Annotated in this window: 24 protein-coding genes; 9 read left to right on the forward strand and 15 right to left on the reverse strand. The window is 69.5% G+C overall.

Going from position 1 to position 21,602, the window contains the following annotated elements; all coding sequences use genetic code 11:
- Position 1: 1 nt before the first annotated feature.
- From pstA to KFLA_RS04755, 6 genes are all read right to left on the reverse strand, one after another.
- Complete coding sequence (pstA, locus tag KFLA_RS04730; RefSeq protein WP_012918622.1) at positions 2–922, reverse strand: phosphate ABC transporter permease PstA; 921 nt, start codon at positions 920–922, stop codon at positions 2–4.
- Positions 919–1,971 carry a phosphate ABC transporter permease subunit PstC gene (pstC, locus tag KFLA_RS04735; RefSeq protein ID WP_012918623.1) on the reverse strand — a complete coding sequence of 351 codons (1,053 nt, stop codon included), beginning with the start codon at positions 1,969–1,971 and terminating at the stop codon, positions 919–921. The genes pstA and pstC overlap by 4 nt, the downstream gene beginning before the upstream one ends.
- 117 nt (positions 1,972–2,088) lie before the next feature.
- The gene (gene pstS, locus KFLA_RS04740) at positions 2,089–3,222 is read right to left on the reverse strand and encodes a phosphate ABC transporter substrate-binding protein PstS (RefSeq protein WP_012918624.1); all 1,134 of its coding nucleotides are present in this window, start codon (positions 3,220–3,222) and stop codon (positions 2,089–2,091) included.
- Between the two features lie 235 nt (positions 3,223–3,457).
- On the reverse strand, positions 3,458–3,931 hold the full coding sequence (locus tag KFLA_RS04745) for a bifunctional nuclease family protein (protein WP_012918625.1): 474 nt from the start codon (positions 3,929–3,931) through the stop codon (positions 3,458–3,460).
- A 135-nt stretch (positions 3,932–4,066) separates the two neighbouring features.
- A complete protein-coding gene (locus tag KFLA_RS04750) occupies positions 4,067–4,957 on the reverse strand; it encodes an NUDIX hydrolase (protein ID WP_012918626.1) in 891 nt (296 codons plus the stop codon).
- A gap of 47 nt (positions 4,958–5,004) precedes the next feature.
- Positions 5,005–7,164 carry an RNA degradosome polyphosphate kinase gene (locus KFLA_RS04755; RefSeq protein ID WP_012918627.1) on the reverse strand — a complete coding sequence of 720 codons (2,160 nt, stop codon included), beginning with the start codon at positions 7,162–7,164 and terminating at the stop codon, positions 5,005–5,007.
- 98 nt (positions 7,165–7,262) lie between these two features.
- On the opposite strand from KFLA_RS04755, the gene KFLA_RS04760 reads away from it, so the two are divergent.
- The gene (locus KFLA_RS04760; protein WP_012918628.1) at positions 7,263–8,336 is read left to right on the forward strand and encodes an alpha/beta hydrolase; all 1,074 of its coding nucleotides are present in this window, start codon (positions 7,263–7,265) and stop codon (positions 8,334–8,336) included.
- A gap of 42 nt (positions 8,337–8,378) precedes the next feature.
- On the opposite strand, the gene KFLA_RS35360 is transcribed toward KFLA_RS04760, so the two are convergent.
- The 3 genes from KFLA_RS35360 to mshD form a co-directional block, all read right to left on the reverse strand.
- The gene (locus KFLA_RS35360; RefSeq protein ID WP_012918629.1) at positions 8,379–9,296 is read right to left on the reverse strand and encodes a PKD domain-containing protein; all 918 of its coding nucleotides are present in this window, start codon (positions 9,294–9,296) and stop codon (positions 8,379–8,381) included.
- Positions 9,293–9,898, reverse strand: a complete 606-nt coding sequence (locus KFLA_RS37245) for a DUF6318 family protein (protein WP_012918630.1) — start codon at positions 9,896–9,898, stop codon at positions 9,293–9,295. The genes KFLA_RS35360 and KFLA_RS37245 overlap by 4 nt, the downstream gene beginning before the upstream one ends.
- A gap of 210 nt (positions 9,899–10,108) precedes the next feature.
- On the reverse strand, positions 10,109–11,023 hold the full coding sequence (mshD, locus tag KFLA_RS04775) for a mycothiol synthase (protein WP_012918631.1): 915 nt from the start codon (positions 11,021–11,023) through the stop codon (positions 10,109–10,111).
- 222 nt (positions 11,024–11,245) lie between these two features.
- Between mshD and KFLA_RS04780 the strand changes: the two genes are divergently transcribed.
- On the forward strand, positions 11,246–12,913 hold the full coding sequence (locus KFLA_RS04780; protein ID WP_237706732.1) for a bifunctional metallophosphatase/5'-nucleotidase: 1,668 nt from the start codon (positions 11,246–11,248) through the stop codon (positions 12,911–12,913).
- 89 nt (positions 12,914–13,002) lie between these two features.
- On the opposite strand, the gene KFLA_RS04785 is transcribed toward KFLA_RS04780, so the two are convergent.
- Together KFLA_RS04785 and KFLA_RS04790 are read right to left on the reverse strand one after the other, a co-directional pair.
- Positions 13,003–13,314 carry a hypothetical protein gene (locus tag KFLA_RS04785; protein WP_012918633.1) on the reverse strand — a complete coding sequence of 104 codons (312 nt, stop codon included), beginning with the start codon at positions 13,312–13,314 and terminating at the stop codon, positions 13,003–13,005.
- 120 nt (positions 13,315–13,434) lie between these two features.
- Entirely contained in the window at positions 13,435–14,145 is a 711-nt protein-coding gene (locus KFLA_RS04790; protein WP_012918634.1) for a winged helix-turn-helix transcriptional regulator, read from the reverse strand.
- A 162-nt stretch (positions 14,146–14,307) separates the two neighbouring features.
- Between KFLA_RS04790 and KFLA_RS04795 the strand changes: the two genes are divergently transcribed.
- On the forward strand, positions 14,308–14,547 hold the full coding sequence (locus KFLA_RS04795; RefSeq protein WP_012918635.1) for a MoaD/ThiS family protein: 240 nt from the start codon (positions 14,308–14,310) through the stop codon (positions 14,545–14,547).
- 61 nt (positions 14,548–14,608) lie between these two features.
- On the forward strand, positions 14,609–15,994 hold the full coding sequence (locus tag KFLA_RS04800) for a hypothetical protein (RefSeq protein ID WP_237706733.1): 1,386 nt from the start codon (positions 14,609–14,611) through the stop codon (positions 15,992–15,994).
- Here KFLA_RS04800 and KFLA_RS04805 read toward each other — a convergent pair.
- Genes KFLA_RS04805 through arfB form a run of 4 tightly spaced genes read right to left on the reverse strand, consistent with a single transcriptional unit; the run spans position 15,948 to position 18,205 of the window.
- Positions 15,948–16,553 carry a hypothetical protein gene (locus tag KFLA_RS04805; RefSeq protein ID WP_012918637.1) on the reverse strand — a complete coding sequence of 202 codons (606 nt, stop codon included), beginning with the start codon at positions 16,551–16,553 and terminating at the stop codon, positions 15,948–15,950. The two genes, KFLA_RS04800 and KFLA_RS04805, sit on opposite strands and share 47 nt — an antisense overlap.
- Positions 16,550–17,128: a hypothetical protein gene (locus KFLA_RS04810; RefSeq protein ID WP_012918638.1), complete on the reverse strand. Its 579-nt coding sequence runs from the start codon at positions 17,126–17,128 to the stop codon at positions 16,550–16,552. Before KFLA_RS04810 ends, KFLA_RS04805 begins: the two co-directional genes overlap by 4 nt.
- Positions 17,125–17,745, reverse strand: a complete 621-nt coding sequence (locus tag KFLA_RS04815; protein ID WP_012918639.1) for a hypothetical protein — start codon at positions 17,743–17,745, stop codon at positions 17,125–17,127. Before KFLA_RS04815 ends, KFLA_RS04810 begins: the two co-directional genes overlap by 4 nt.
- 25 nt (positions 17,746–17,770) lie before the next feature.
- Positions 17,771–18,205 carry an alternative ribosome rescue aminoacyl-tRNA hydrolase ArfB gene (gene arfB / locus KFLA_RS04820; protein WP_012918640.1) on the reverse strand — a complete coding sequence of 145 codons (435 nt, stop codon included), beginning with the start codon at positions 18,203–18,205 and terminating at the stop codon, positions 17,771–17,773.
- A gap of 104 nt (positions 18,206–18,309) precedes the next feature.
- Here arfB and KFLA_RS04825 point away from each other — a divergent pair, with 104 nt between their 5' ends.
- The 5 genes from KFLA_RS04825 to KFLA_RS04845 all read left to right on the forward strand — a co-directional run bounded on the left by KFLA_RS04825 (position 18,310) and on the right by KFLA_RS04845 (position 21,386).
- Complete coding sequence (locus KFLA_RS04825; protein WP_012918641.1) at positions 18,310–18,771, forward strand: thioredoxin family protein; 462 nt, start codon at positions 18,310–18,312, stop codon at positions 18,769–18,771.
- A gap of 34 nt (positions 18,772–18,805) precedes the next feature.
- Positions 18,806–19,507: an RDD family protein gene (locus KFLA_RS04830; RefSeq protein ID WP_041289147.1), complete on the forward strand. Its 702-nt coding sequence runs from the start codon at positions 18,806–18,808 to the stop codon at positions 19,505–19,507.
- Positions 19,508–19,769: 262 nt separating this feature from the next.
- Entirely contained in the window at positions 19,770–20,243 is a 474-nt protein-coding gene (locus KFLA_RS04835; protein WP_012918643.1) for a DUF4395 domain-containing protein, read from the forward strand.
- The gene (locus tag KFLA_RS04840) at positions 20,240–21,088 is read left to right on the forward strand and encodes a sulfurtransferase (protein WP_012918644.1); all 849 of its coding nucleotides are present in this window, start codon (positions 20,240–20,242) and stop codon (positions 21,086–21,088) included. The genes KFLA_RS04835 and KFLA_RS04840 overlap by 4 nt, the downstream gene beginning before the upstream one ends.
- A 1-nt stretch (position 21,089) precedes the next feature.
- Positions 21,090–21,386 (forward strand): DUF1416 domain-containing protein, encoded by a 297-nt coding sequence (locus tag KFLA_RS04845; RefSeq protein WP_012918645.1) that lies wholly within the window; start codon positions 21,090–21,092, stop codon positions 21,384–21,386.
- Positions 21,387–21,602 lie beyond the last annotated feature (216 nt).

The raw sequence follows: 21,602 nt of genomic DNA on the forward strand, positions 1-21,602 counted from the left end.
ACTATTTGGACTTGACCGCGCTGAACCGCGCCACGAGGCGGGCCAGCACGTTGAGCAGGAGAACCAGCAGGATCAGGGTCAACGCGGCCGCCCAGACCCGGTCCGCGGCCGGCTGCAGCGCCAGCTCGGTCCGGTCCTGGTTGATCATCGTCGGCAGCGCGCCCATGAACCCGTCGAACGGGTTCAGGTTGATGTTCTTGGAGTAGCCGACCAGGATCAGCAGCGGCGCGGTCTCACCCATCACCCGGGCCAGACCGAGCATCACGCCGGTGATGATGCCGCCGAACGCGGTCGGCACCACGACCTTGAGGATCGTCTTCCACTTCGGCACCCCGAGCGCGTACGACGCCTCCCGGAGTTCGTCCGGCACCAGCTTCAGCATCTCCTCGGTGGAGCGCAGCACCACCGGCAGCATCAGCAGCACCAGCGACAGCGAGACCGCGAAACCGACCCGGTTGAAGCCGAACACGGTGATCCAGACCGCGTAGATGAACAGCGCCGCAACGATCGAGGGCACCCCGGTGAGGATGTCGATCATGAAGCTGACCACCTTGGCCGCCTTGGTGCCCCGGCCGTACTCGACCAGGTAGATCGCGCCGAGAATGGCGATCGGGACCGCGATCAGCGCGGTGATCAGGGCCATGATCAGCGTGCCCATCACCGCGTGGTACGCGCCACCGCCCTCGCGGCGGACCGTGATGCCGCGCTGCGACTCGCTCCACCAGCCCGCGTCGAACAGCAGGCTGTAGCCCTTGCTGATCACGGTCCACAGGATCCACAGCAGCGGGATCAGCGCGATCAGGAAGCACAGGGTGATCAGCACCGAAGCCAAGGTGTTGCGGAACGCGCGGCCGCCGGACTTGCCGGTCAGGTCGAGCGTCTGTCCGTCGTACGCCGGCTTGTTGGCGGCGAGCGTGCTCACAGCGATGCTCCTTCGGTCTGCGGCTTGTCGCCAACCCGGCGGACCTTGCGGGTCCGCTTGCCGCCGGGTCCGCTGCGGGCCACGATCAGCCGGGCGGCCGAGTTGACCAGGAAGGTCACCACGAACAGCACCAGGCCGGCGGCGATGTAGGCGCCGGTCTTGTCCGGCGAGTCGAACTCCGCGGCGTTGTTGGCGATCTTCGAGGCGAACGTCTCGCCGCCGGCGAAGATCGACGAGTTCCAGGGGTCGTTGCCGTTCGGCACCGACAGGATGATCAGCACCGCGACGGTCTCACCGAGCGCGCGGCCCAGGCCGAGCATCGACGCGCTGACCACGCCGGAGCGGCCGTACGGCAGCACGGCCATCCGGATCATCTCCCAGCGGGTGGAGCCGAGCGCCAGGGCGCCTTCGCGGTGCGCGACCGGCGTCTGCGCGAAGATCTCCCGGCTGATCGCGGTGACCACCGGCAGGATCATGATCGCCAGCACCACCGAGGCGGTGAAGACGACGCCGACGTTGTCGGTCGGCGGCTTCTCGAACAGCGGCAGCCAGCCGAGTGCGTTGCTCAGGCCGTCGATCACCGGCCGCAGGATCGGGGCGAAGAACAGGATGCCCCACAGGCCGTAGATGATCGACGGCACCGCGGCGAGCAGGTCGATCGCGTAGGCGACCGGCGCGGCCAGCCGCTTCGGCGCGTAGTAGGTCGTGAACAGCGCCACGCCGACCGCGATCGGGACCGCGATCACCATCGCGATGATCGAGCTGATCACGGTGGTGTAGAACAGCGCCGCGATGCCGAACTGCGGCGGGTTGGCGCCCGGCTCCCAGATCCGGGAGAACAGAAAGCTGCTCTCGTTGTTGGCCAGCGCGGGGATCGCCAGCGCCAGCAGGAAGATGCCGACGAAGGCGACGATCAGGATCACCAGCCCGCCGGACCCACGGGCAAGGCCGGCGAACAACCGGTCCCCGAGGTGGCCGACCGGTCCGAGGTCCAGCTTCTTGGTGTCGTCCGGCCGGTCGGGCGGTGCCGTGACGTCTGTACTGCTCATCGATGCTGCTCCAAGCGCCGAGGTGAACGGGGTGCTCGGTCACGAGGCGAGCCCCGGCCGCCCGATGAGGGTCTGGCCGGGGCTCGCATCACGCCGTACTGCGGGGTCGTCAGCGGATCAGCTGATCGCCTGGATCGCGGCGTCGACCTTGGTGCGCATCTCCTCCGGAAGCGGCGCGTAGTTCAGCTCGGCGAGCGAGGCCTGACCCTCGGTGCTCGCGAAGTAGCTGAGGAAGCCCTTCACCAGCGCGGTCTTCTCGGCCGGCAGGCCCTTGGTGCAGGCGATCTCGTAGGTGACCAGGATGATCGGGTACGCACCCGGCGCCTTGGTCGCGTAGTCCAGCTTCAGCGCGAGGTCCGAACCGGAACCGGCCGGCTTCGCGGCGGCCAGCGCCTTGCCGGCGGACTCGGCGGTCAGCGGGACCGGGCCGGCGCCGGAGTCGACCTGCGCGACGCCCAGCTTGTTGTCCACCGCGTAGGACCACTCGACGTAGGTGATCGAGTTCCTGGTGCTCTTCACGCCCTCGGCGACACCCGCGGACTTCTCCTTGCCCGCGCCGGTACCGCTCCACTTCTTGGCCGGCTCGCCCTTCCAGGCGCCACCGCCCGCGGCCTCGAGGTACTTGGTGAAGTTCTCGGTGGTGCCGGACTCGTCGGAGCGGAAGAACACCGCGATCGGCGCCGACGGGAGGTTGACGCCGGGGTTCAGCTTGGCGATCTCCGGGGCGTTCCAGGTCTTCACGGTGCCCTGGAAGATCTTCGCGGCGGTCGGGCCGTCGAGAACCAGCTTCTCCACGCCGTCCAGGTTGTAGGCGATCGCGACCGGGCCGATCACCATCGGCAGGTTCACCGCCGGGTTGTTCTGGCAGCGCTTCGCGGCGGCCGCGGCCTCGGCCTCGCCGCCGTCCTTGGCCTCGGTCTTCAGCGCGGAGTCGGAGCCGGCGAAGTCGACCTGGGCGGCGTTGAACTGCTTGATGCCCGCGCCGGAACCGGTCGGGTTGTAGTTCACCGTGACGTCGGCGCACTTCTCGTTGTACTTGGCGATGACTTCCTCGATGGCGTTCTTCTGCGCCGAGGATCCCTCGGCGTTCAGGGTGCCCTCGGGGCAGTCGCCGCCGGCCGACGACGAGGTGGAGCCGGACGGGCTCGAGGAGCCGGTCGGCTCCGGGTCACTGCCACAGGCGCTCAGAGCGAGAACGCCGAGGGATGCCACGGCGACGGTGCCGACGCGGAGCAGGCGATTGACGGACACGAGAGTGTTGCCCTTCTGCGGGAATATCAGACTTTGTGAACTTCCACAGACGGTAGGGAGAGCAGGTGACCGGTCGGCTCGTGGCGGGTGAACGAGCGGTGAACGGTTCCAGTAGCAATCGCGACGACTGGCGTGCCGTCAGGAGGCCATTAGGTGAACTGCGTTAAGAGACGTGACTGTGCGTGACATTCGTGCCTCGTTGGTCACGGTCAGGTATCGGCCGGCCGGCGCCGGATCAGCTGGAGAAGTCCTCCGGGGCGACCCCGTCGAGGAACTGGCGGAAGCGTTCCAGCTCGGCCTGCTCCTCCTCCGGAGTGGCCACGCCGGCATCGCGCAGGACTTGCTCGGTGCACCGGATCGGCGTACCGAGGCGGACCGCGAGGGCGACGGAATCGCTCGGCCGGGCCGAGACGCGGGCGCCGTTGGCCAGGACCAGCTCGGCGTAGAACACCGCGTCGCGCAGCTCGACGATCTCGACCGCCTCGATGTGCACGCCGAACGCCCGGATCAGGTCGCGCATCAGGTCGTGGGTCAGTGGCCGCGACGGGCGCAGCCCTTGCTCCTCGTACGCGATGGCGGTCGCCTCCACCGAACCGATCGAGATCGGCAGGTAGCGGTAGCCCTCGGTCTCCCGCAGCATCATCACGGGCGCGCGGTTGGGCGATTCCATCCGGATCCCGATCAGGGTCAGTTCTCGCATCGTCGTCATGGGTGCGACCGAACCTCTCCGTGCGCCGGCCCCCGGTAGGGCGCCGGTGTCCTCGGGAGGAACATACCCGGCCGGCCGCGGCGCACTCGGAGGCCGCCCCGACTGTGACGATCTCTTTGCACAGCCGCCGTCAGCTCACGGCGCGCTGAACCGCTCGTGCACCAGACCACCGTCGGCCAGCCGGTGCGCGACGACGAACGAGCCGGGGGAGTACTTGCCGACCGGCAGCCCGAGCTCGCGGGCCAGCGCGGGCAGAACCGGCCGGTGGGAGCAGACCACGGTGACCCGGCCGGGCTTCCAGACCTGACGGCACAGCCCGTTCAGCGCCGTCGGATCGGCCTCGAAGCCGCGCTCGGAGATCTCCGGGTGCAGGTGGATCCGCCGGCCGAGCGCCGCGGCGTACGGGGCGACCGTGGTCGCGCACCGCTCGGCGTCACTGCTCAGCACCCGGTTGACGCCCAGAGCACCCAGTACGTCGACCAGTCGCTCGGCCGTCGCGCGGCCGGTGCGAGTCAGTGGGCGGACGGTGTCCTTGCCGTCCCACTCCTTGCGCTTGACCGCCTCGGTGTGCCGGAGCAGGACCAGGGACGATTCGACTGGGGTGACCGCGTCCAGCTGGTCGAGGATCGTCACGTCGCGCGGGTAGCTGAGCCGGCGGGCGGCCTTGTCGACCGTCAGCCACTCGAGCCGGTCGATCTCGTCGTTCGGCTCGAACCGGGGCTCGTCGTCGGCGCCGGTGGTGACCTCGGCGGACCAGTAGTGCACCAGCTTCGGCACGGTGCTGCCGTTCTTGCGCACGTCGTACCGCTGGACGCCGAGCGGCGGGCCGAGCAGCACCCGGTGCCCGGTCTCCTCCTCGATCTCCCGCCGGGCCGCGACCAGGACGTGCTCGCCTCCGGCCAGCTTGCCCTTCGGCAGGGACCAGTCGTCGTACCGCGGGCGGTGCACCAGCAGCACCTCGCGGGTGCCGCGCCGGTCGCGCCACACGACACCGCCCGCGGCGATGACCGTCGCCGGCTTGCTCATCGTTTCCTGCCCTCGATCAGGTCGGCTGCTCGGACTCCGGACGCGCCCTAGGTGATCGGATCGGCCTGCCGGCGGCGGCCGCGCGTGGCGATCAGCCGCTCCTGCAGGTCCCGCAGCGGCTCGCCGTCCTCGGTGGTCAGCCGGGCCTGCCAGGTGTCGTCGGCCTGCAGCCACCACGACCCGAACCGCTCGTCGAAGCCGAGGTCGAACAGCTCACGCAGCTCGCTCAGGTGGTCCGGCTCCTTCAGCTGGACCAGCACCTCGACCCGGCGGTCCAGGTTGCGGTGCATCAGGTCGGCCGACCCGATCCACACCTCCGGATCGCCACCGTTCTCGAAGCAGAACACGCGGCTGTGCTCCAGGAACCGGCCCAGAATGCTGCGGACCCGGATGTTGTCCGACATGCCGGGCACCCCGGGGCGGAGCGTGCAGATGCCGCGGATCCACAGGTCCACCGGTACGCCGGCCTGGGACGCGCGGTACAGCGCGTCGCAGAGGGCCTCGTCGACCAGGCTGTTCACCTTGATCCGGACCCGGGCCGGGCGGCCGGCGAGGTGGTGCTCGATCTCCCGCTCGATCCGCTCCAGCAGGCCCCGGCGTACCGACTGCGGGGCGACCAGGAGCCGGCGGTAGCCGCTGCGGCGGGCGAAGCCGGACAGGTGGTTGAACAGGTGCGCGATGTCCTCGGTGACCACCTTGTCGCTGGTCAGCAGGCCGAGGTCCTCGTACATCCGGGCCGTCTTCGGGTGGTAGTTGCCGGTGCCGATGTGGGCGTAGCGGCGCAACCCGTCGGGCTCGTCGCGGACCACCATCGACAGCTTGCAGTGCGTCTTCAGCCCGATCACGCCGTACACGACGTGGCAGCCGGCGTGCTCGAGCTGCCGGGCCCACTTGATGTTGGCCTGCTCGTCGAACCGGGCCTGGATCTCGACCAGGACCAGGACCTGCTTGCCGGCCTCGGCCGCGTCGATCAGCGCGTCCACGATCGGCGAGTCACCGCTGGTCCGGTACAGGGTCTGCTTGATCGCCAGCACGTGCGGATCGGCCGCCGCCTGCTCGATGAAGCGCTGCACGCTGGTGGAGAACGAGTCGTACGGGTGGTGCACCAGCACGTCGCGCTGCTTGAGCGCGTGGAACATGTCGGCCGGGTTGGAGGTCTCCACCTCGGCCAGGTGCGGGTGCGTCGACGGGACGAAGCCGGGGTACTTCAGCTCGGCGCGGTCCAGCGAGGCGATGTCGAACAGGCCGCGCAGGTCCAGCGGCCCGGGCAGCTCGAAGACCTCGGCCTCGGTGACGCCCAGCTCGGACACCAGCAGCGCCCGGACCTGCGGGTCGATCGACTCCTCCACCTCGAGCCGGACCGGCGGGCCGAACCGGCGCCGCAGCAGCTCCTTCTCGAGCGCGGCGAGCAGGTTCTCCGCGTCGTCCTCCTCGACCTCGAGGTCCTCGTTGCGGGTGACCCGGAAGGTGTGGTGCTGGGTGACCTCCATGCCCGGGAACAACTGGCCCAGGTGGGTCGCGATGACGTCCTCCAGCGGCACGAACCGGCCCTCGGCGACCCGGACGAACCGGGGCAGCAGCGGCGGCACCTTCACCCGGGCGAAGTGCTCGCCGCCGGTGTCGGGGTTGCGGACCACGACGGCCAGGTTGAGCGACAGGCCGGAGATGTACGGGAACGGGTGCGACGGGTCGACCGCCAGCGGCGTCAGCACCGGAAACACCCGGTCCCGGAAGAACTTGGTCATCGCCTCGCGCTCGGGCTGCTCCAGCTCGTCCCAGCGGAGAATGTCGATGCCCTCCTTGACCAGCGCGGGCAGCACCACCTTGCGCCAGGTCTCGGCCTGCCGGTCCATCAGCTCCCGGCTGCGGCTCAGGCTCCGGTCGAGCACCTCGCGCGGCATCAGCCCGCTGGCCGCCCGGACCGCGACACCGGCCGCGATCCGGCGCTTCAGGCCGGCGATCCGGACCATGTAGAACTCGTCCAGGTTGCTGGCGAAGATCGCCAGGAACTTGGCTCGCTCCAGCAACGGCACCCGGTCGCTCTCGGCGAGCTCGAGCACCCGCTGGTTGAACGCCAGCCAGCTCAGCTCGCGGTCCGAGAAGCGGTTCTCGGGAAGATCGCCGGCCGCCGTGATGTCGTACGGGGGCTCGACGTCGTACTCCCGGTTGTGCGACGCCAACAAGTCTCCAGCCACGCTGTCCAGCATCCCATCCTTTGGTGAACGGCAGGTGGCCGTGCCTGTCGGCAGCCGATGTCCGGGCTGGGACAGCGCGATGGCGAGGGTTGTTGCTAGCGTCACTCTTTGTGAACCCACGAGTTGACGCGCTCCTGCAGGCCGGCCTGGCCGCGGTCCAGAAGGCGGTCCAGGGCAACGCCCTGAAGCCGGTGACCGCCCTGCCCCCGGCGGTCCGCCGCCGCCTGGCCGGAGCGCCGATCGAGATCGACGGCAACGTGCTGGACCCCGATCTGCAGCTCCTGCTCCGCCTCGAGGCGATGCTGCCCGGCCGCGGCAACCAGTCGGTCGAGACCCGCCGCGCTCACCTGGTGTCGTCGGCCCGGCTCGTCGCCGGGCAGCCGCGGGAGATGCTGCGCGTGACCGAACTCACCGTCCGCGGCGCCGACGGGCAGCTCGGCGCCCGCCTGTACGTGCCCCGGACGGCGGAACGTGGGTTGCTGGTGTTCTTCCACGGGGGCGGCTGGGTCGCCGGCGACCTGGACAGCCACGACGCGTACTGCCGCGACGTCGCCGCCGAGGCCGGCGCCCGGGTCCTCTCGGTGGATTACCGCCGGGCTCCGGAAGCACCTGCTCCGGTTGCGGCCGAGGATGCCGTCGCCGCGTTCACCTGGGCTGTCGAGCACGCCGAGGACCTGGGGGCCGATCCGGCTCTGATTGCCGTGGGCGGCGACTCGGCCGGCGGCAACCTGGCCGCGGTCGTCGCCCAGCAGTGCGTCGTACGGGATCTGGCACCGCCGGTCCTGCAGCTGATGATCTACCCGGGCCTCGACCTGGTCGGTCGCCGTCCTTCCCGGGACCTGTTCGCCGAGGGCTTCTTCCTCACCGACGAGGACATCAGCTGGTACCGCGACCACTACACCCCCGACCCGTCGGTCCGCACCGATCCCCGGGTCTCACCCCTGCTCGGCGACCCCACCGGCACCGCACCCGCCTACGTCGCCACCGCCGGCTTCGACCCGCTGCGCGACGAGGGCGACGAGTACGCCGAACTGCTCACCAAGGCCGGCGTCCCGACCACGCACCACCGCGAACCCACCCTCGTCCACGGCTACGCCAGCATGCTCGCCGTCGGCGGCCCGACCCGCGCCGCCCAACTGCGAATCACTACGCACCTGCGCAAAGTTCTCAACCCGGAGGACTAGTCGCTTTGTTGTGCTGGCGGCTCGTCAGGGCGGGCTGGTCGGTTAGCTGGGCGGATCCACCAACACCGGCACAGCCTCCCGAACCAGCAAGTTCGTCGCCGGCCCGGTGATCGGCACGGTCCCCTCCACGTACTGCCATCCCGTCCCGGCCACGTTGAACCGCGCCCCGTAGTGCGTCGTCAACGTCACCCCGACATCGCCGCGCTTCGAGTACTTGTGCACGATCTCCTTCGCCGGATACGGCTTCCCCGGCGAGGAGGTCGTCACCGACGCCCCGTCCCCGAAGTTCCAGGTGTAACTCAACGGCGTCGCCTCCACATCAACCGGGAACCCCAGCAAGGTCACCGTGTCCGTCGAGACCTTCGCCTGATCCGTGTAAACGATCGTCTCCAAGTTCACCAACGTCCGCCCCGCCGGCTGCACCTTCACCTGCAACCCAGGAAACACGACACTCTTGGTCTCACTGAGCACCTGCTCCCAGGTAACGTCCTGAGGCACCGGCAACCGCCGCGCCACCACTTCCACGTCCGTGGACTGCGTGGGCTCAACCGGCCGCTCATCCACCGGCAACTCCGGCTGACACCGCCCCGGCCCAATCCGCTGCCCATCAGGCCCCGGCAACCCACAGATCCCGATGTTGAGCCGAAAGTCCTTCTTGCGAGCTCGGGTGAGGGCGGCCGGAATGGTGACCTGAGGCCTCGGTGCAGTCGTCACCTTCTTCCTCGGCTTACCTTTGCGGCTCGAGTCGAGGCGGGACTTCTTCTTGGCGGTCGCCTTGGCCTTGACGCCCTCCTTGGTCGGATCGACCGTGACACCCGGAGGTGGCGCCGTTGGGCGAGCCGAGAGCGACGAGTTGCTCGTGGCCGCGGCACGATCGGCGTTTTGGAAGGTGAGCACCATCGCCGCGGTGGCGAGCCCGACGACAACGGAGGCAAGGAGAGCGGAGCGTCGTGCCGTCATCGTGACTCGAGCTGAATCTCGTACATCACCCAGTTGCCGTCGCTGGGCGAAAGGGCAATCTCTTCCGTGTACTCCTTCGCCTTGCTGACGACGGGTTCGGCCGATGGCGAGGTTCTCGACGTATAGGCGCCCACGGTGACCACCGCCGATCCTCCGACCCGACCGCTCTCGCCGCGCACCAGTTCGGACACTTCCTTCACCTTTTCGGTGTAGTCGCCCCGGATTCCGCCGTTCGCCTCGTTCACCTTCGACACATAGCCTGCGTACTCCTTGCAGCCCTCGCAACCTGGGTCGCTGGCGGCCAGCAGTTCGGAGGTTTGACCAGTCTTGGCTGCGTAGTTCATGAGGTCGACGTAGTGCCGGTAGAACGCCTCTGCGGATGCCAGGTCCAGTCCTCGAGCTGCCGCTGGGCGCTCAGGTGCCGTGGTAGCGGCCGGTACGGAGGGTGATGAGGGAGTAGGAATCGTGGTCGGCGTCGAGTTCGTTCCGTCCGCGGTGCTGTCAGGTCGGCCCGCGGCCGGGCTGCCCTCCGTGCAGGCTGTGAGGGTGGCGAGCAGGCAGGCGGCGCTGAGGATGGCGGTCAGCCGGTTGCGCTTTGTCACGAGTGTCAGCCCTCCGTAGTCGGTCTAGATCGTAACCGGCTGAGGGGACCGCGGGAGGGGCGTCGGTTGTGGGCTGTGGATAAGTGGGGAAAGGGCCAGGAGCCGCCCGGCTGGGGGGTGAGAGGCTCGGGCGGCTCCTGGTTGTGGATGGGACGGCGGCGGCGGCCGGTTATGACGCCAAGTGATGAGCCGAGTTCGTTGTGACACCGTTCACACAGTGGCGGGTGCGTACTGGACGTCCAGCGCGGCGGTGGTGAAGCCGAGTTTTTCGTAGAGGGCGCGGGCTGCGGTGTTGGTGCCGTCGACGTAGAGGGTGACGGCGGGCAGGCCGCGTACCTCCTGAAGGTGATGCAGACCGTGCAGGGTGAGCGCCTTGCCAAGACCGGTGCCTTGGTAGCTGGGGTCGACGCCAACGACGTAGACCTCGCCCTCGTCGCCCTCGACCTTGGTCCAGTGGAAGCCGGCCAGCGCGCCGGTCTTGGAATCCACAGCCAGGAAGAAGCCTTCGGGATCGAACCACGGCTGGTGGAGGCGGTCCCCGAGGTCTTCGGTGGTCCAAGCGCCTTGTTCCGGGTGGGTGGCGAAGGCTCGGGCGTTGACCTCCAGCCAGGCGTCGTCGTCCTGACCAGGAACAAAGGCCCGTACGTCGATGCCCTCGGGCCACCCGGGCTCAGGAAGGGGCGCGCTCGGGCGGCGCAGGAAGTACAGCTCGCGGGCGACGGTGAGGTCGAAGTGGGCCGCGAGTTCGTCGGCGCCGGGGAGGCGACCGTGGGCCCAGAGGCGAAGGCGGTCCTTGCCGTGGTCCAGCAGCATGCGGAGCAGCGCCGTACCGGTGCCTTGGCGGCGGGCGGCGGGGGTGACGACGAGTTCGGCGGAGCCGTCGGGGCCGAGGGCGGCGTAGCCGATCAGGTTCTCGGCGGTCTGCAGGCCGGAAACGTCCAGCGTGCCGGGCTCGCCGTCGTACGCGAGCACGTGCAGGTCACCGTGGTGCTCGCTGTCGACGTGCAGCAGCGTTTGCTCGGACAACGGGTTCACACCGTCGCTCTGCGCAGCCAGACGAGCGAGTTCGGTGACGGCGACCGCGGTGGCCGGGGGCAACGGGGAGGGGACTGCTTCGAGGGTCACCTGAATACCGTAAAAGGTCTTTGCCAGTTCACTGCCAGGGCCTTGGAGCGCCCGCGCCGATCAGGGTAATTTCGCGGCACCGCGCAACCGCGGTGACGAATCGACGACGGAGTGAACATGGCCTTCACAGGACGAGACAAGACGTGGCTGAGGGGGCCGCGGGCCGTTGGCCTGCTGGCCGCCGGGGCCGCCGTGGTACTCGGCTTGGCCACGGGGGGAACCGTGACCCAGGCAGCGCCGGCCAAAGCCCAGCCGACGCACACCCAGATCCAGTTGCTCGCACTGAACGACTTCCACGGCAACCTCGCGCCCAATCCCGCGACCAGTTCCAGCGGCAACGTGAACGGCACCCCGGCCGGTGGCGCGGAGTACCTGGCCACCCACCTGGACAACCTCCGGGCCGCCGCGAAGGCGCAGGGGCAGGAGACCGTCACGGTCGCCGCGGGTGACCTGATCGGCGCGTCCCCGCTGCTGTCGGCGGCGTTCCACGACGAGCCGACCATCGAGGCGCTGAACGTGATGGGCCTGGAGGCCGCGTCGGTCGGCAACCACGAGTTCGACGAGGGTTGGCACGAGCTGCTCCGGATGCAGACCGGCGGCTGCCTGAACGACGGCGACGGGCAGAACAACCAGAACTCGTGCCCGGACAAGAAGGCCAAGTTCAAGGGCGCCGACTTCGACTACCTGTCGGCGAACGTGTTCTTCGAGAACACCCGCAAGACCCTGCTCGACCCGTACACGGTGAAGAAGTTCAAGGGCGGCCAGAAGATCGCCTTCATCGGCATGACGCTGGAGAACACGCCGAACATCGTCACCAAGGCCGGCGTCGAGGGCCTGACCTTCACCGACGAGGTGGAGACCGCCAACGCGCTGGTGCCGAAGCTGCGCAAGCAGGGCATCGAGTCGATCGTGGTGCTGCTGCACGAGGGCGGGTTCCCCACTGACCCGCGCGCGTTCAACAGCTGCCCGGGAATCTCCGGCCCGGTGACCGACATCGCGAAGAAGCTCGACCCGGCGATCGACGCGGTCATCTCCGGTCACACCCACTCGGCCTACAACTGCTCGATCAACGACCCGGCCGGCAAGCCGCGCCTGGTCACCAGCGCGTCGTCGTTCGGCAAGGTCGTCACCCAGGTGCGGCTGAGCATCGACAACAAGACCAAGGACGTCGACCGGCTGAACACGCTGGCGAACAACCTGATCGTCACCCAGGACGTGCCGAAGAACCGCGACCTGACCAAGCTGATCACCAAGTACCAGGAGCTGGTCGCGCCGATCGAGAACAAGGTGATCGGCCACATCACCACCCCGTCGATCGTGAAGACGCCGGACGACTCGCAGGAATCCCCGCTGGGCAACCTGATCGCGGACGCGCAGCTGGCCGACCCGTCGACGGTGACCGGCGGCAAGACGCCGGTGGCCGCGTTCATGAACCCGGGCGGCATCCGCGCCGACCTGGCGTCGACCGGGGGCGCGGTGACGTACGGGCAGGCGTTCGCTGTGCAGCCGTTCAACAACTTCCTGGTCTCGATGGACATGACCGGCACCCAGATCAAGGCCCTGCTGGAGCAGCAGTTCTCCGGCGTCAACCAGGCCTCGAACAAGGTGCTGCAGGTCGCCGGCATCACCTACACCTACAACCCGGCCGCCGCGCCGGGCGCCAAGGTGGTGGCGGGTTCGATCAAGATCGCGGGCCAGCCGCTGGTCGACGGTACGACGTACCGGATCGTCACGAACAACTTCCTGGCCGACGGCGGTGACGGCTTCCCCGCCTTCACCACGGCGCAGAACAAGTTCGTCGGCGGCCTGGACATCGACGCGTTCGCGAACTACCTGTCGGCGCACGACCCGTACACCCCGGTGCCGACCAACCGGATCTCCATCTCCTGACCGGTCGGGCTGCGGACCGCACGGCTTCGGCCCGCGGCTCCGCAGCCCGCCGTACCGGTGATGCCGCTCAGAGCACGAACTTGCCGCTCTCAGACCACGAACTTGAGAACGACGATGGTGAGGGCGACGGCGGTGCAGAAGGCCGCGCCGCCCGAGCCGAGGCCACGGCGCACGGCACTGCCGAACACTGCGATCGTGAGCGGCATCAACATGATCAGCAGTGTGAGGCCGGCGGCGTGAACGCCGACGTGGTCGCGGCTGCTCAGCACCAGGCCGAGCACGAGCGCGAAGGTCAGTCCGAGCCAGGTGGTCGTCTGGATCGGCCCGTCGGACGAATCGCCGCGGTGCGAGGCGTGGGTGCCGCCACCGCGGCGGTGCGAGGTCGGAGCAACGTGCGCCATCGGTCACCTTCCGTGAAAAGACCGAATACGCAAGGTAGCACCACGAACACGCCGTGGTCCAAGGTCGAAGTTGTGCACCGGTCCAGGCCGGATCCCCTGCCCGGCGGACGAAGCGGAGGATCAGACGGTGCTGTCGGCGGTTTCGCGTTGGGTGCTGGGCGGGATGACGAACCGGTAGCCGACGTTGCGCACGGTGCCGATCAGCGACTCGTGCTCGGGGCCCAGCTTCGCGCGCAGCCGCCGGACGTGCACGTCGACGGTCCGGGTGCCGCCGAAGTAGTCGTAGCCCCAGACCTCCTGCAGCAGCTGCTCGCGGGTGAACACCCGGCCGGGGTGCTGCGCGAGAAACTTGAAGAGCTCGAACTCCTTGTAGGTCAGGTCGAGCGCGCGCCCGTTCAGCTTCGCGGTGTAGGAGGCCTCGTCGATCACCACGTCGCCGCTGCGGATCAGCGAGGTCTCGGGGTCCTCGTTGCGGACGGCGGCCAGGCGGCCGATCACCAGCCGCAGCCGGGCCTCGATCTCGGCCGGGCCGGCGGTGTCGAGCAGCACGTCGTCCGCGCCCCAGTCGGCGTTCACCGCGGTCAGCCCGCCCTCGGTGACGACCAGCAGCAGCGGGACGTCGATGCCGGTGGTGCGGATCAGCCGGGAGACGCTGCGGACCGTGACCAGGTCCCGGCGGGCATCGAGCAGCACCGCGTCGGCGTCAGGAGCGTCGACCAGGGCGGCGACCTCGGCGGGCAGGATCCGGATCTGGTGCGGGAGCAGGGCGAGGGAGGGCAGAACCTCGGTGGAGGCCTGCAGCGCGTTCGTCAGCAACAGCAACGTGCTCACGCTGTCTCCTTGTGCGGGTCGGCGGATCGCCGGTGGGTGATCCGGTCCTGAAGCACGTCAGGCCCCAGCGGCGTCATTGCCGGGGGCCCGAGACACACTGGTTAGCAACAGCAAGCTGACATAATACTCCAGTACTTAACCGATTAGTGAGGCGTCTCCCACATGCCGGAAGTCACCATCAGGTACTTCGCCGCCGCCCGGGCCGCGGCCGGTGAGTCCACGGCGACCGCCCAGGCCGCCTCGGTGAAGGAGCTGATCGGCACGGTCTCGCAGGGCCGGCCGGAGCTCGCCCGGGTACTCGGGATCTGCACTTTCCTGCTCGACGGCGAGCGGGTCGACCCCAGCACGCCGCTGACCGACGGCGCGCAGGTCGACGCGCTGCCCCCGTTCGCCGGCGGCTGACAGTCCCGAACGCCAGGTCCAAGCCCACCGGGACCCCTTGGGCCCGGTAGATTCTGCGCTCGTGGCACAGGATTCGGGGACCTTGCTCACCACGGTGGGCCGTGCGGCAGCGCTGTTCGGCCGGGCCTGGCCGCGGCTGCTGGCCGTGTTCGTGATCGCTCAGCTCGCCCACCGCGGTGTCCAGTGGGGCGCCGTCCAGGCGGGCGCGAAGGTCGAGGCGGCCGGGATCGCGCTGCTGGCGTTGCTGGTGCTGATCTCGCTGGCCATGTACGTCGCGATGTTCCTGGTACTGCGCGGGGAGCTGCCCTTCCACCGCCGGGCCGTCGGCGAGGGCAGGTTCGCCCCGGACGGCGTGGAGCCGGGCCGGGAGAGCCGCCCGGTCGACGCGCTCGCGGCGGCGCTGCTGCCGTTCCTCGCCTTCTACGCCGCCTACAAGTTCCTGCAGCTCGAGGCGCTCGAGTACGAGTACGACCTGGCCGTGCACAACGCCAACGAGGACGCCGCCGTCGCCTTGGGCGGTGGCACCGTCGAGCAGGCCTCCACCGGGTTGCAGTCGCTGTCGACCTGGCTGTTCATCGCGCTCGGCGTCACGGCGTACCTGCTGCGGCTGGTGTTCAAGAAGCGCAAGGACGGCGCGGACGGCGGTCCGGTGCGCAAGCTGTTCGTCACCTACCTGGAAGCGCTGTGGATCTTCGTGGTCGCCTACCAGGCCTCCTCCTACATCCCCTCGCCGAAGGAGTGGCTGAAGGAGCGCCAGATCGCGGACTGGGTGCACGACGGCTACGTCCGGGTGCTCGACCAGGTGCTCGGGGTGGAGAAGATCCGCGAGATCTGGGACGCCGTCACCGGCTTCCTCGCCGCCGGGGTCGCCGACCTGTGGAGCGCCGCGGTGCTGCCGCTGATGTGGATCACGATGACTGCGGTCATCTACGGCCGGGTCGTGCAGAAGGCGGAGACGCCGGAGCCGCGGTGGCGGTTCGACCGGATCACCAACCGCTGGCAGCGCACTCCCCGTCTGGTCCAGGCGGCCGGAAACTCGGTCGTGTCGGACTGGCGGGACCGCTGGAGCCCGGTGGTGAACGCGTTCCGTCTGGTGGCCCGGTCCGGGATCCGGCCCCTGCTCGGCTACTTCCTGGCCTGGGCGGTGGTGACGTTCCTGGCCGGCGCGGTGTGGATCGTGCTGCGCGACTACGTCATCGGCCCGCAGTCGCTGAGCTGGTGGCTGGTGATCGACGAGCCGATCGGTCTGCTGGTCGAGGCGCTGAAGATCATGCTGCAGGTGGCGCTGCTGGCCGCGGCGTACGACCGGATGATCGGCGGGCTCGCCGGCTACCTGAAGCCGCGGACCCGCGCCCTGCACCCGTCGACCGAGGACCAGGGTGTCACCGACCTGACCGCGGCTACCTCGGGAATGCCAGATACTGAGGAAGCCGCGTCGCCCAGGTGATCGTCGGCTGGACCGTGCCGGCGACCGACGACGGCACGATGAACACCGCGACCGTCTCGAACGGCTTGCCGGCCTGCGGCTTGAGGTAATACCGCGCGACCTTCGGGCCCCGCCAGCTCTGCAGCTTCTCGTCGTAGCCACCCGTGCAGCCGGTCGGCCGGTCCTGGAAGGCGCCGTCGGAGGTCGACTCGTCCCAGATCCGCCCGTCCGGCGCGCGCAGGTGGACCCGGCAGCCGCCGAGCCCTTCCAGCTTGCCGAGGTCGTCGACCTGGAGACGCAGGTAGACCCGCACCCGGGTCGTCCCCTCCGGCGGGGGCTCGGGAGCCACCCGTGTCTTGGGCTGCGGATCCACCTCGACGCTCGCGGCGTACCAGGTCGCCCCCGCGTACGCCGTACCGCCGGCCGCCACGGTGACCGGGTCGCGCGGCTCGGCGTCGTGCCAGGACTTGTAGTCGGCCCGCACCGACCACCAACCGAGCAGCGGAACCGTCAGCGCCAGCGACGCCAGCGCGGCGGTGTTACGGCGGATCCAGGTCGGCCGGGCGCGCCGGCCGCTCACTGCTCGGCCGCCTTGGTCACGACGGCGACGTCCTCGCGCAGCCCGTCCAGCTGATCCTGCTCCACCCGGAGCGCGATGGTCGCCTGCGGCTCCAGGTCGACGAAGATCTTCTTCTCCAGCACCAGCAACGTCGCCCCCGGCAACTGGTCGGCCGGCATCTCCACCACGAACGACCCACGAGCCGGGATCCCCGGCGCGAACTGGAACCCGGTCAGGTCGGCGTTCTGCAGACCGTTGCGGTTCGCCGCGGCGTACGTCGTTCCGTCGGCGGCGCGGATGTCGACCTTCTGCAGGTGGATCGGTTCGCGCGTCGCGGTGACGACGGCGTCGACGACGACGAAGTCGGACAGCGTGTCCCGGTCGGGCGTGGTCCGCGGCACCCGCAGCTTCTTGCTGATCCGGACCTTCTCCACGGTCAGGTCGAAGCGCGGCGTCTGGACCACCTTGCCGATGGTGCCGTTGACCGCGATCGGCTGCTGGAAGTCCGTCTCGTCGGGGGTCACCCGGTAGAGGCCGACGACAGCGACCAGCACCACCGCGGTCAGTCCGGCGTTGACCAGCTTGCGCGCGCTCACTTCGTGTTGTCCTTCACCGCGACGGTGGTCTCCGCGGCGAGCCGGTCCTTGGTCCACTTCTCGTGGTGGTCGAGCACGGACTCGCCGAACGTGTAGTGCTGGATGCCGAGCGTGACCTGGCGCGGCAGCTCTGTGGCCTTGGGCAACTTCCAGATGTAGGCGACGTCCTCGCCGAAACCAGGAGTCAGGACCGGGGACTGGGTCTGGTCGCGCAGGTTCGTGGTGCCGAGTGGGGCGTCGGTCGGCTTGATGCCGGGCACGTCGAGGACCCGGATCAGGTCGGTCGGCGCGGTGGTGCCGGTCTTGTCGGTGAGCTCGAGCTTGGTCACCACACCGAGCAGCGCGCCGCCCTCGTCCGGACTGAACAGCGGCTTCAGGTCGGTGACCACGGTCACCCGCTGGATCGTCACCTCGAACTGGCCGGCGTCGACCGCGGTTCCGGCGTCCACCCGCGGCGTTTCCTCCTCCGCCTTGGCCAGCCCGCCGAACGCCGCCGAGATCGCCAGCAGCACGACGCCCGCGCCGGCCACCCAGGTGCGGACCGGTCGCCCGCGCACCTGCAGATCCTGCAGCGCGGGCGGATCCTCCCGCTCCCCGTTCCCCGTCTCACCCTGCACAGCCCGAAGCCTAGCGACCGGAAGGTCAGTCGAAGGGCCGGCCACGGAGCCGTTTGGTCTCGCCGCGACGCTTCTTCTCGTCCAGCCGACGACGGACGGAGCCCTTGCTGGGCCGGGTGGGGCGGCGTTGGCGCGGCGGTGAGGCGATGGCGTCGCGCAGCAGGCTGGCGAGCCGGGCGCGCGCGGCCTCCCGGTTGCGCCACTGGGACCGGTGCTCGGACGCCGCGACGGTCAGCACGCCGTCCACCAGGCGGGACGACAGCCGCTCCAGCGCCCGCGCCTTGAGGGGTTCGCCGAGCGCGGTCGTCGAGGCCAGGTCGAAGATCAGCTCGACCCGGCTGTCGGCGGTGTTCACGGACTGACCGCCGGGGCCGCTGGAGCGGGAGAAGCGCCAGCCCAGCTCGGCCTCGGGAATCACCACCCCGGCACGTACCGTCAGCCCGCCGTCCATGGCGCCCATTCAACCCGATGCGGCGGCGTCGCCCGCGGTGCTGGCCAGCGGGCCGTCCAAGGGATGGAACGGCCGGCGGGTGGGCAAAAGCCACCGACGTACTCTGGTTCGCTGTGAGTTCAGGAATCGTCGTACTGGTCGCCGCGCTCGCCGCCGGCGTGCTCCTGAGCGTGCTGAAGACCTGGTACGACGGACGGTTCCGCGCGACGCGGGTGATCGAGGGACGAGCGGTGGACGAGACGGAGCGGCCCGCGGACCGGGTGACGGCCGAGGACATCGGCGCCGAGCTGGGGGAGCGGGCGACGCTGCTGCAGTTCTCCTCCGCGTTCTGCGCGCCGTGCCGGGCGACCCGCCGGGTGCTGGCCGAGGTGGAGTCGATGGTCGACGGCGTACGGCACGTCGAGATCGACGCGGAGTCGCACCTGGAGCTGGTGCGCCGGCTCAACATCATGCGCACCCCGACCGTGCTCGTGCTGGACGCCGCCGGGGGCACCGTGACCCGGGCCAGCGGTCAGCCGCGCAAGGCCGACGTCATCGCGGCACTCGGCGCTGCCGTCGACCGCCGGGCGAGCTGACTGCCTGACCCCGTGAATGCCGCATCCTGAGCGGATGACGGCGCCTGGTTGGTACGACGACCCCTGGAATCCCGCGCAGCAGCGGTACTGGGACGGCGCAACCTGGACCCCGCAGGAGCGGCCGCGGCAGGGACCTCCGGCGTACCTGGGACAAGCCGGTGCGGCGGGCTACGGCTCCGACCCGGCGGTCGCCGCGACGCCTGACGGCGTACCGCTGGCGGGATGGTGGACGCGAGCCGTCGCCAAGCTGCTCGACTGGCTGATCGTGTTCGTCGTGAGCCTGCCCCTCAGCGGCTATTTCTGGTACCGGTTCTTCGTGGAGCCCGATCCGGGGACGCCGCTGTTCAGCCTGGTCGAGCCGTGGGCCGAGTACCGGTGGGTGCTCGCGACCTCCCTGATCCAGCTGCTGGTGGGCGTTGTCTACGAGTACCTGTTCCTCGTTCGGACCGGGGCGACGCCCGGCAAGATGGCGGTGGGAATCAGCGTCCGGCTCCGGGACGTCGCCGGACCTCCGCCGGGACCGGCCGTGCTCAAGCGGATCGGGCTGACCTCGGCGTTCTCCTTGGCCGGCACTGCCCCGGGGGTGGTGGGCATTCTGGGCATCGGCTCCCTGGTCGACGTTCTCTGGCCGCTGCGGGACGGCAAGAAGCAGGCCCTGCACGACAAGGTGGCCGCGACCAACGTCGTCCGCGGCAAGCAACCGCAGCCTGCCGCCTGGAGTGCAAATCCCGCATAGTGATCAGTTGTCTCAATGGATGGGACCATTGGCGTGGCTGCCGGTGGCTTTCCGTACTCTCGGGGGCGTGGCCTACACGACGTGGTTGACCAAGCGCAGGGCAGTGGACAACTGCCGCATGCGCTCGTCCCTGTGTCGTCCCCACTGACCAGGCGGCGTCCAGAGCGCTCCGGAACCGGTCGCTGAGCACGGTTCCCAGTACGTCGCCTCCCGCAGCTTCGGGCGGGCCCGGCTCGATCCAGCTCCTTGTCGAGGAGTCGTTGTGTCCCACCAGGCGGCAACATCCCAGGCGCAGGCCCGGCTCGACCCGCGCGGACTCCGGTTCGCGGCGGCGCTGACCACGGTCGTGCTCGCCGCGACGCTGATCCTGAACAGTCCGTGGCCGCTCGTGGTCCAGGCCGCCGTGTTCGCCGTCTCGGTCGCGTTCGGGGTCCAGGCCTCGCCGTACGGGCTGGTGTTCAAACGGCTGGTCCGGCCCCGGCTCGGACCGCCCGCGGAGCTGGAGGACGCGGCGCCACCGCGGTTCGCCCAGCTGGTCGGACTGGTCTTCGCCGCGCTCGGCCTGATCGGTTACTTCTCCGGCGCCGAGCTGCTCGGCGTCGTCGCCACCGGATTCGCCCTGGTCGCCGCGTTCGTGAACGCCGCGGTCGGGCTGTGCCTCGGCTGCGAGGCCTATCTGCTGGTCCAACGCATTCGTACGCCAACCACCACCACACCTGAGGAGCAGCACACATGAGCAGGGAATCCGCTCTCGTCTCGGCCGACTGGGTCGAGGAGCACAAGTCCGACGAGAACGTCGTGCTGATCGAGGTCGACGAGGACGTCTCGGCGTACGACGCCGGCCACATCGCCGGTGCGATCAAGCTGGACTGGAAGGAAGACCTCCAGGACCCGGTCCGCCGCGACTTCGTCAACCAGGAGCAGTTCCAGGCGCTGCTGTCCGAGCGCGGGGTCGGCAACGACGACATCGTCGTGCTGTACGGCGGCAACAACAACTGGTTCGCCGCCTACGCGTTCTGGTACTTCAAGCTGTACGGCCACGCCGACGTCCGGCTGCTCGACGGCGGCCGGAAGCGCTGGGAGCTGGACAGCCGCGAGCTCACCGACGAGGTGGTCAAGCGCGAGGCCACGCAGTACACCGCGAACGCTCCCGACCTGAGCATCCGCGCCTTCCGCGACGAGGTGCAGGAGGCCATCGGCGTGAAGAACCTGGTCGACGTGCGCAGCCCCGACGAGTACGCCGGCCGGCTGCTCGCCCCGGCCCACCTCCCGCAGGAGCAGGCGCAGCGGGCCGGGCACATCCCGACCGCGGCCAGCATCCCGTGGAGCAAGGCGGCCAACGACGACGGCACCTTCCGCTCCGACGACGAGCTGAAGAAGCTGTACGCCGACGCCGGCGTGGACTTCGGCAAGGACACCATCGCGTACTGCCGGATCGGCGAGCGTTCGGCGCACACCTGGTTCGTGCTGCACGAGCTGCTCGGTCAGGAGAACGTCAAGAACTACGACGGTTCGTGGACCGAGTGGGGCTCGCTGGTCGGCGTGCCGGTGGCCCTCGGCGACGAGCCCGGGAAGGCCTGACATGTGCGGAGCGAAGAAGGGCGGCCTCGACCTCAAGGGTGTCGATGTCGACAAGGAGGCCGTGATCCAGGGCCAGGTGCTGCGCGGCGAGGAGCCGGTCGGCGGCGCCTACGTGCGGCTGCTGGACGCGTCCGGTGAGTTCACGGCCGAGGTGCCGACGTCGGCGACCGGGCACTTCCGGTTCTTCGCCGCGCCCGGCAGCTGGACCCTGCGCACGCTGGCCCCGAAGGCTTCGCCGGTCGACCGGCAGGTCGTCGCGCAGTACGGCGAGGTGGCCGAGGTGGCCGTCACGGTCTGAGTACAGTACTGCCCCTAGGAGGGCCCGAGCCTTGCGCGCCCGGGCCCTCCGATTTTTGTTGCCTCAGGCATCTTTGATTTGTTGCGGTACGCCCGCGGCTTTCTCAGTACTGCGTCGGCTGTGTCGCGAAACACCAACAAGACGTGGGATTTCGGCGTGTCGTACTGGACTCGGGGTGTCGGTGTCCGCACAAGGTGATCCTCACCATCACAAGGT

The sequence above is a fragment of the Kribbella flavida DSM 17836 genome (assembly GCF_000024345.1).
GTDB lineage: Bacteria > Actinomycetota > Actinomycetes > Propionibacteriales > Kribbellaceae > Kribbella > Kribbella flavida.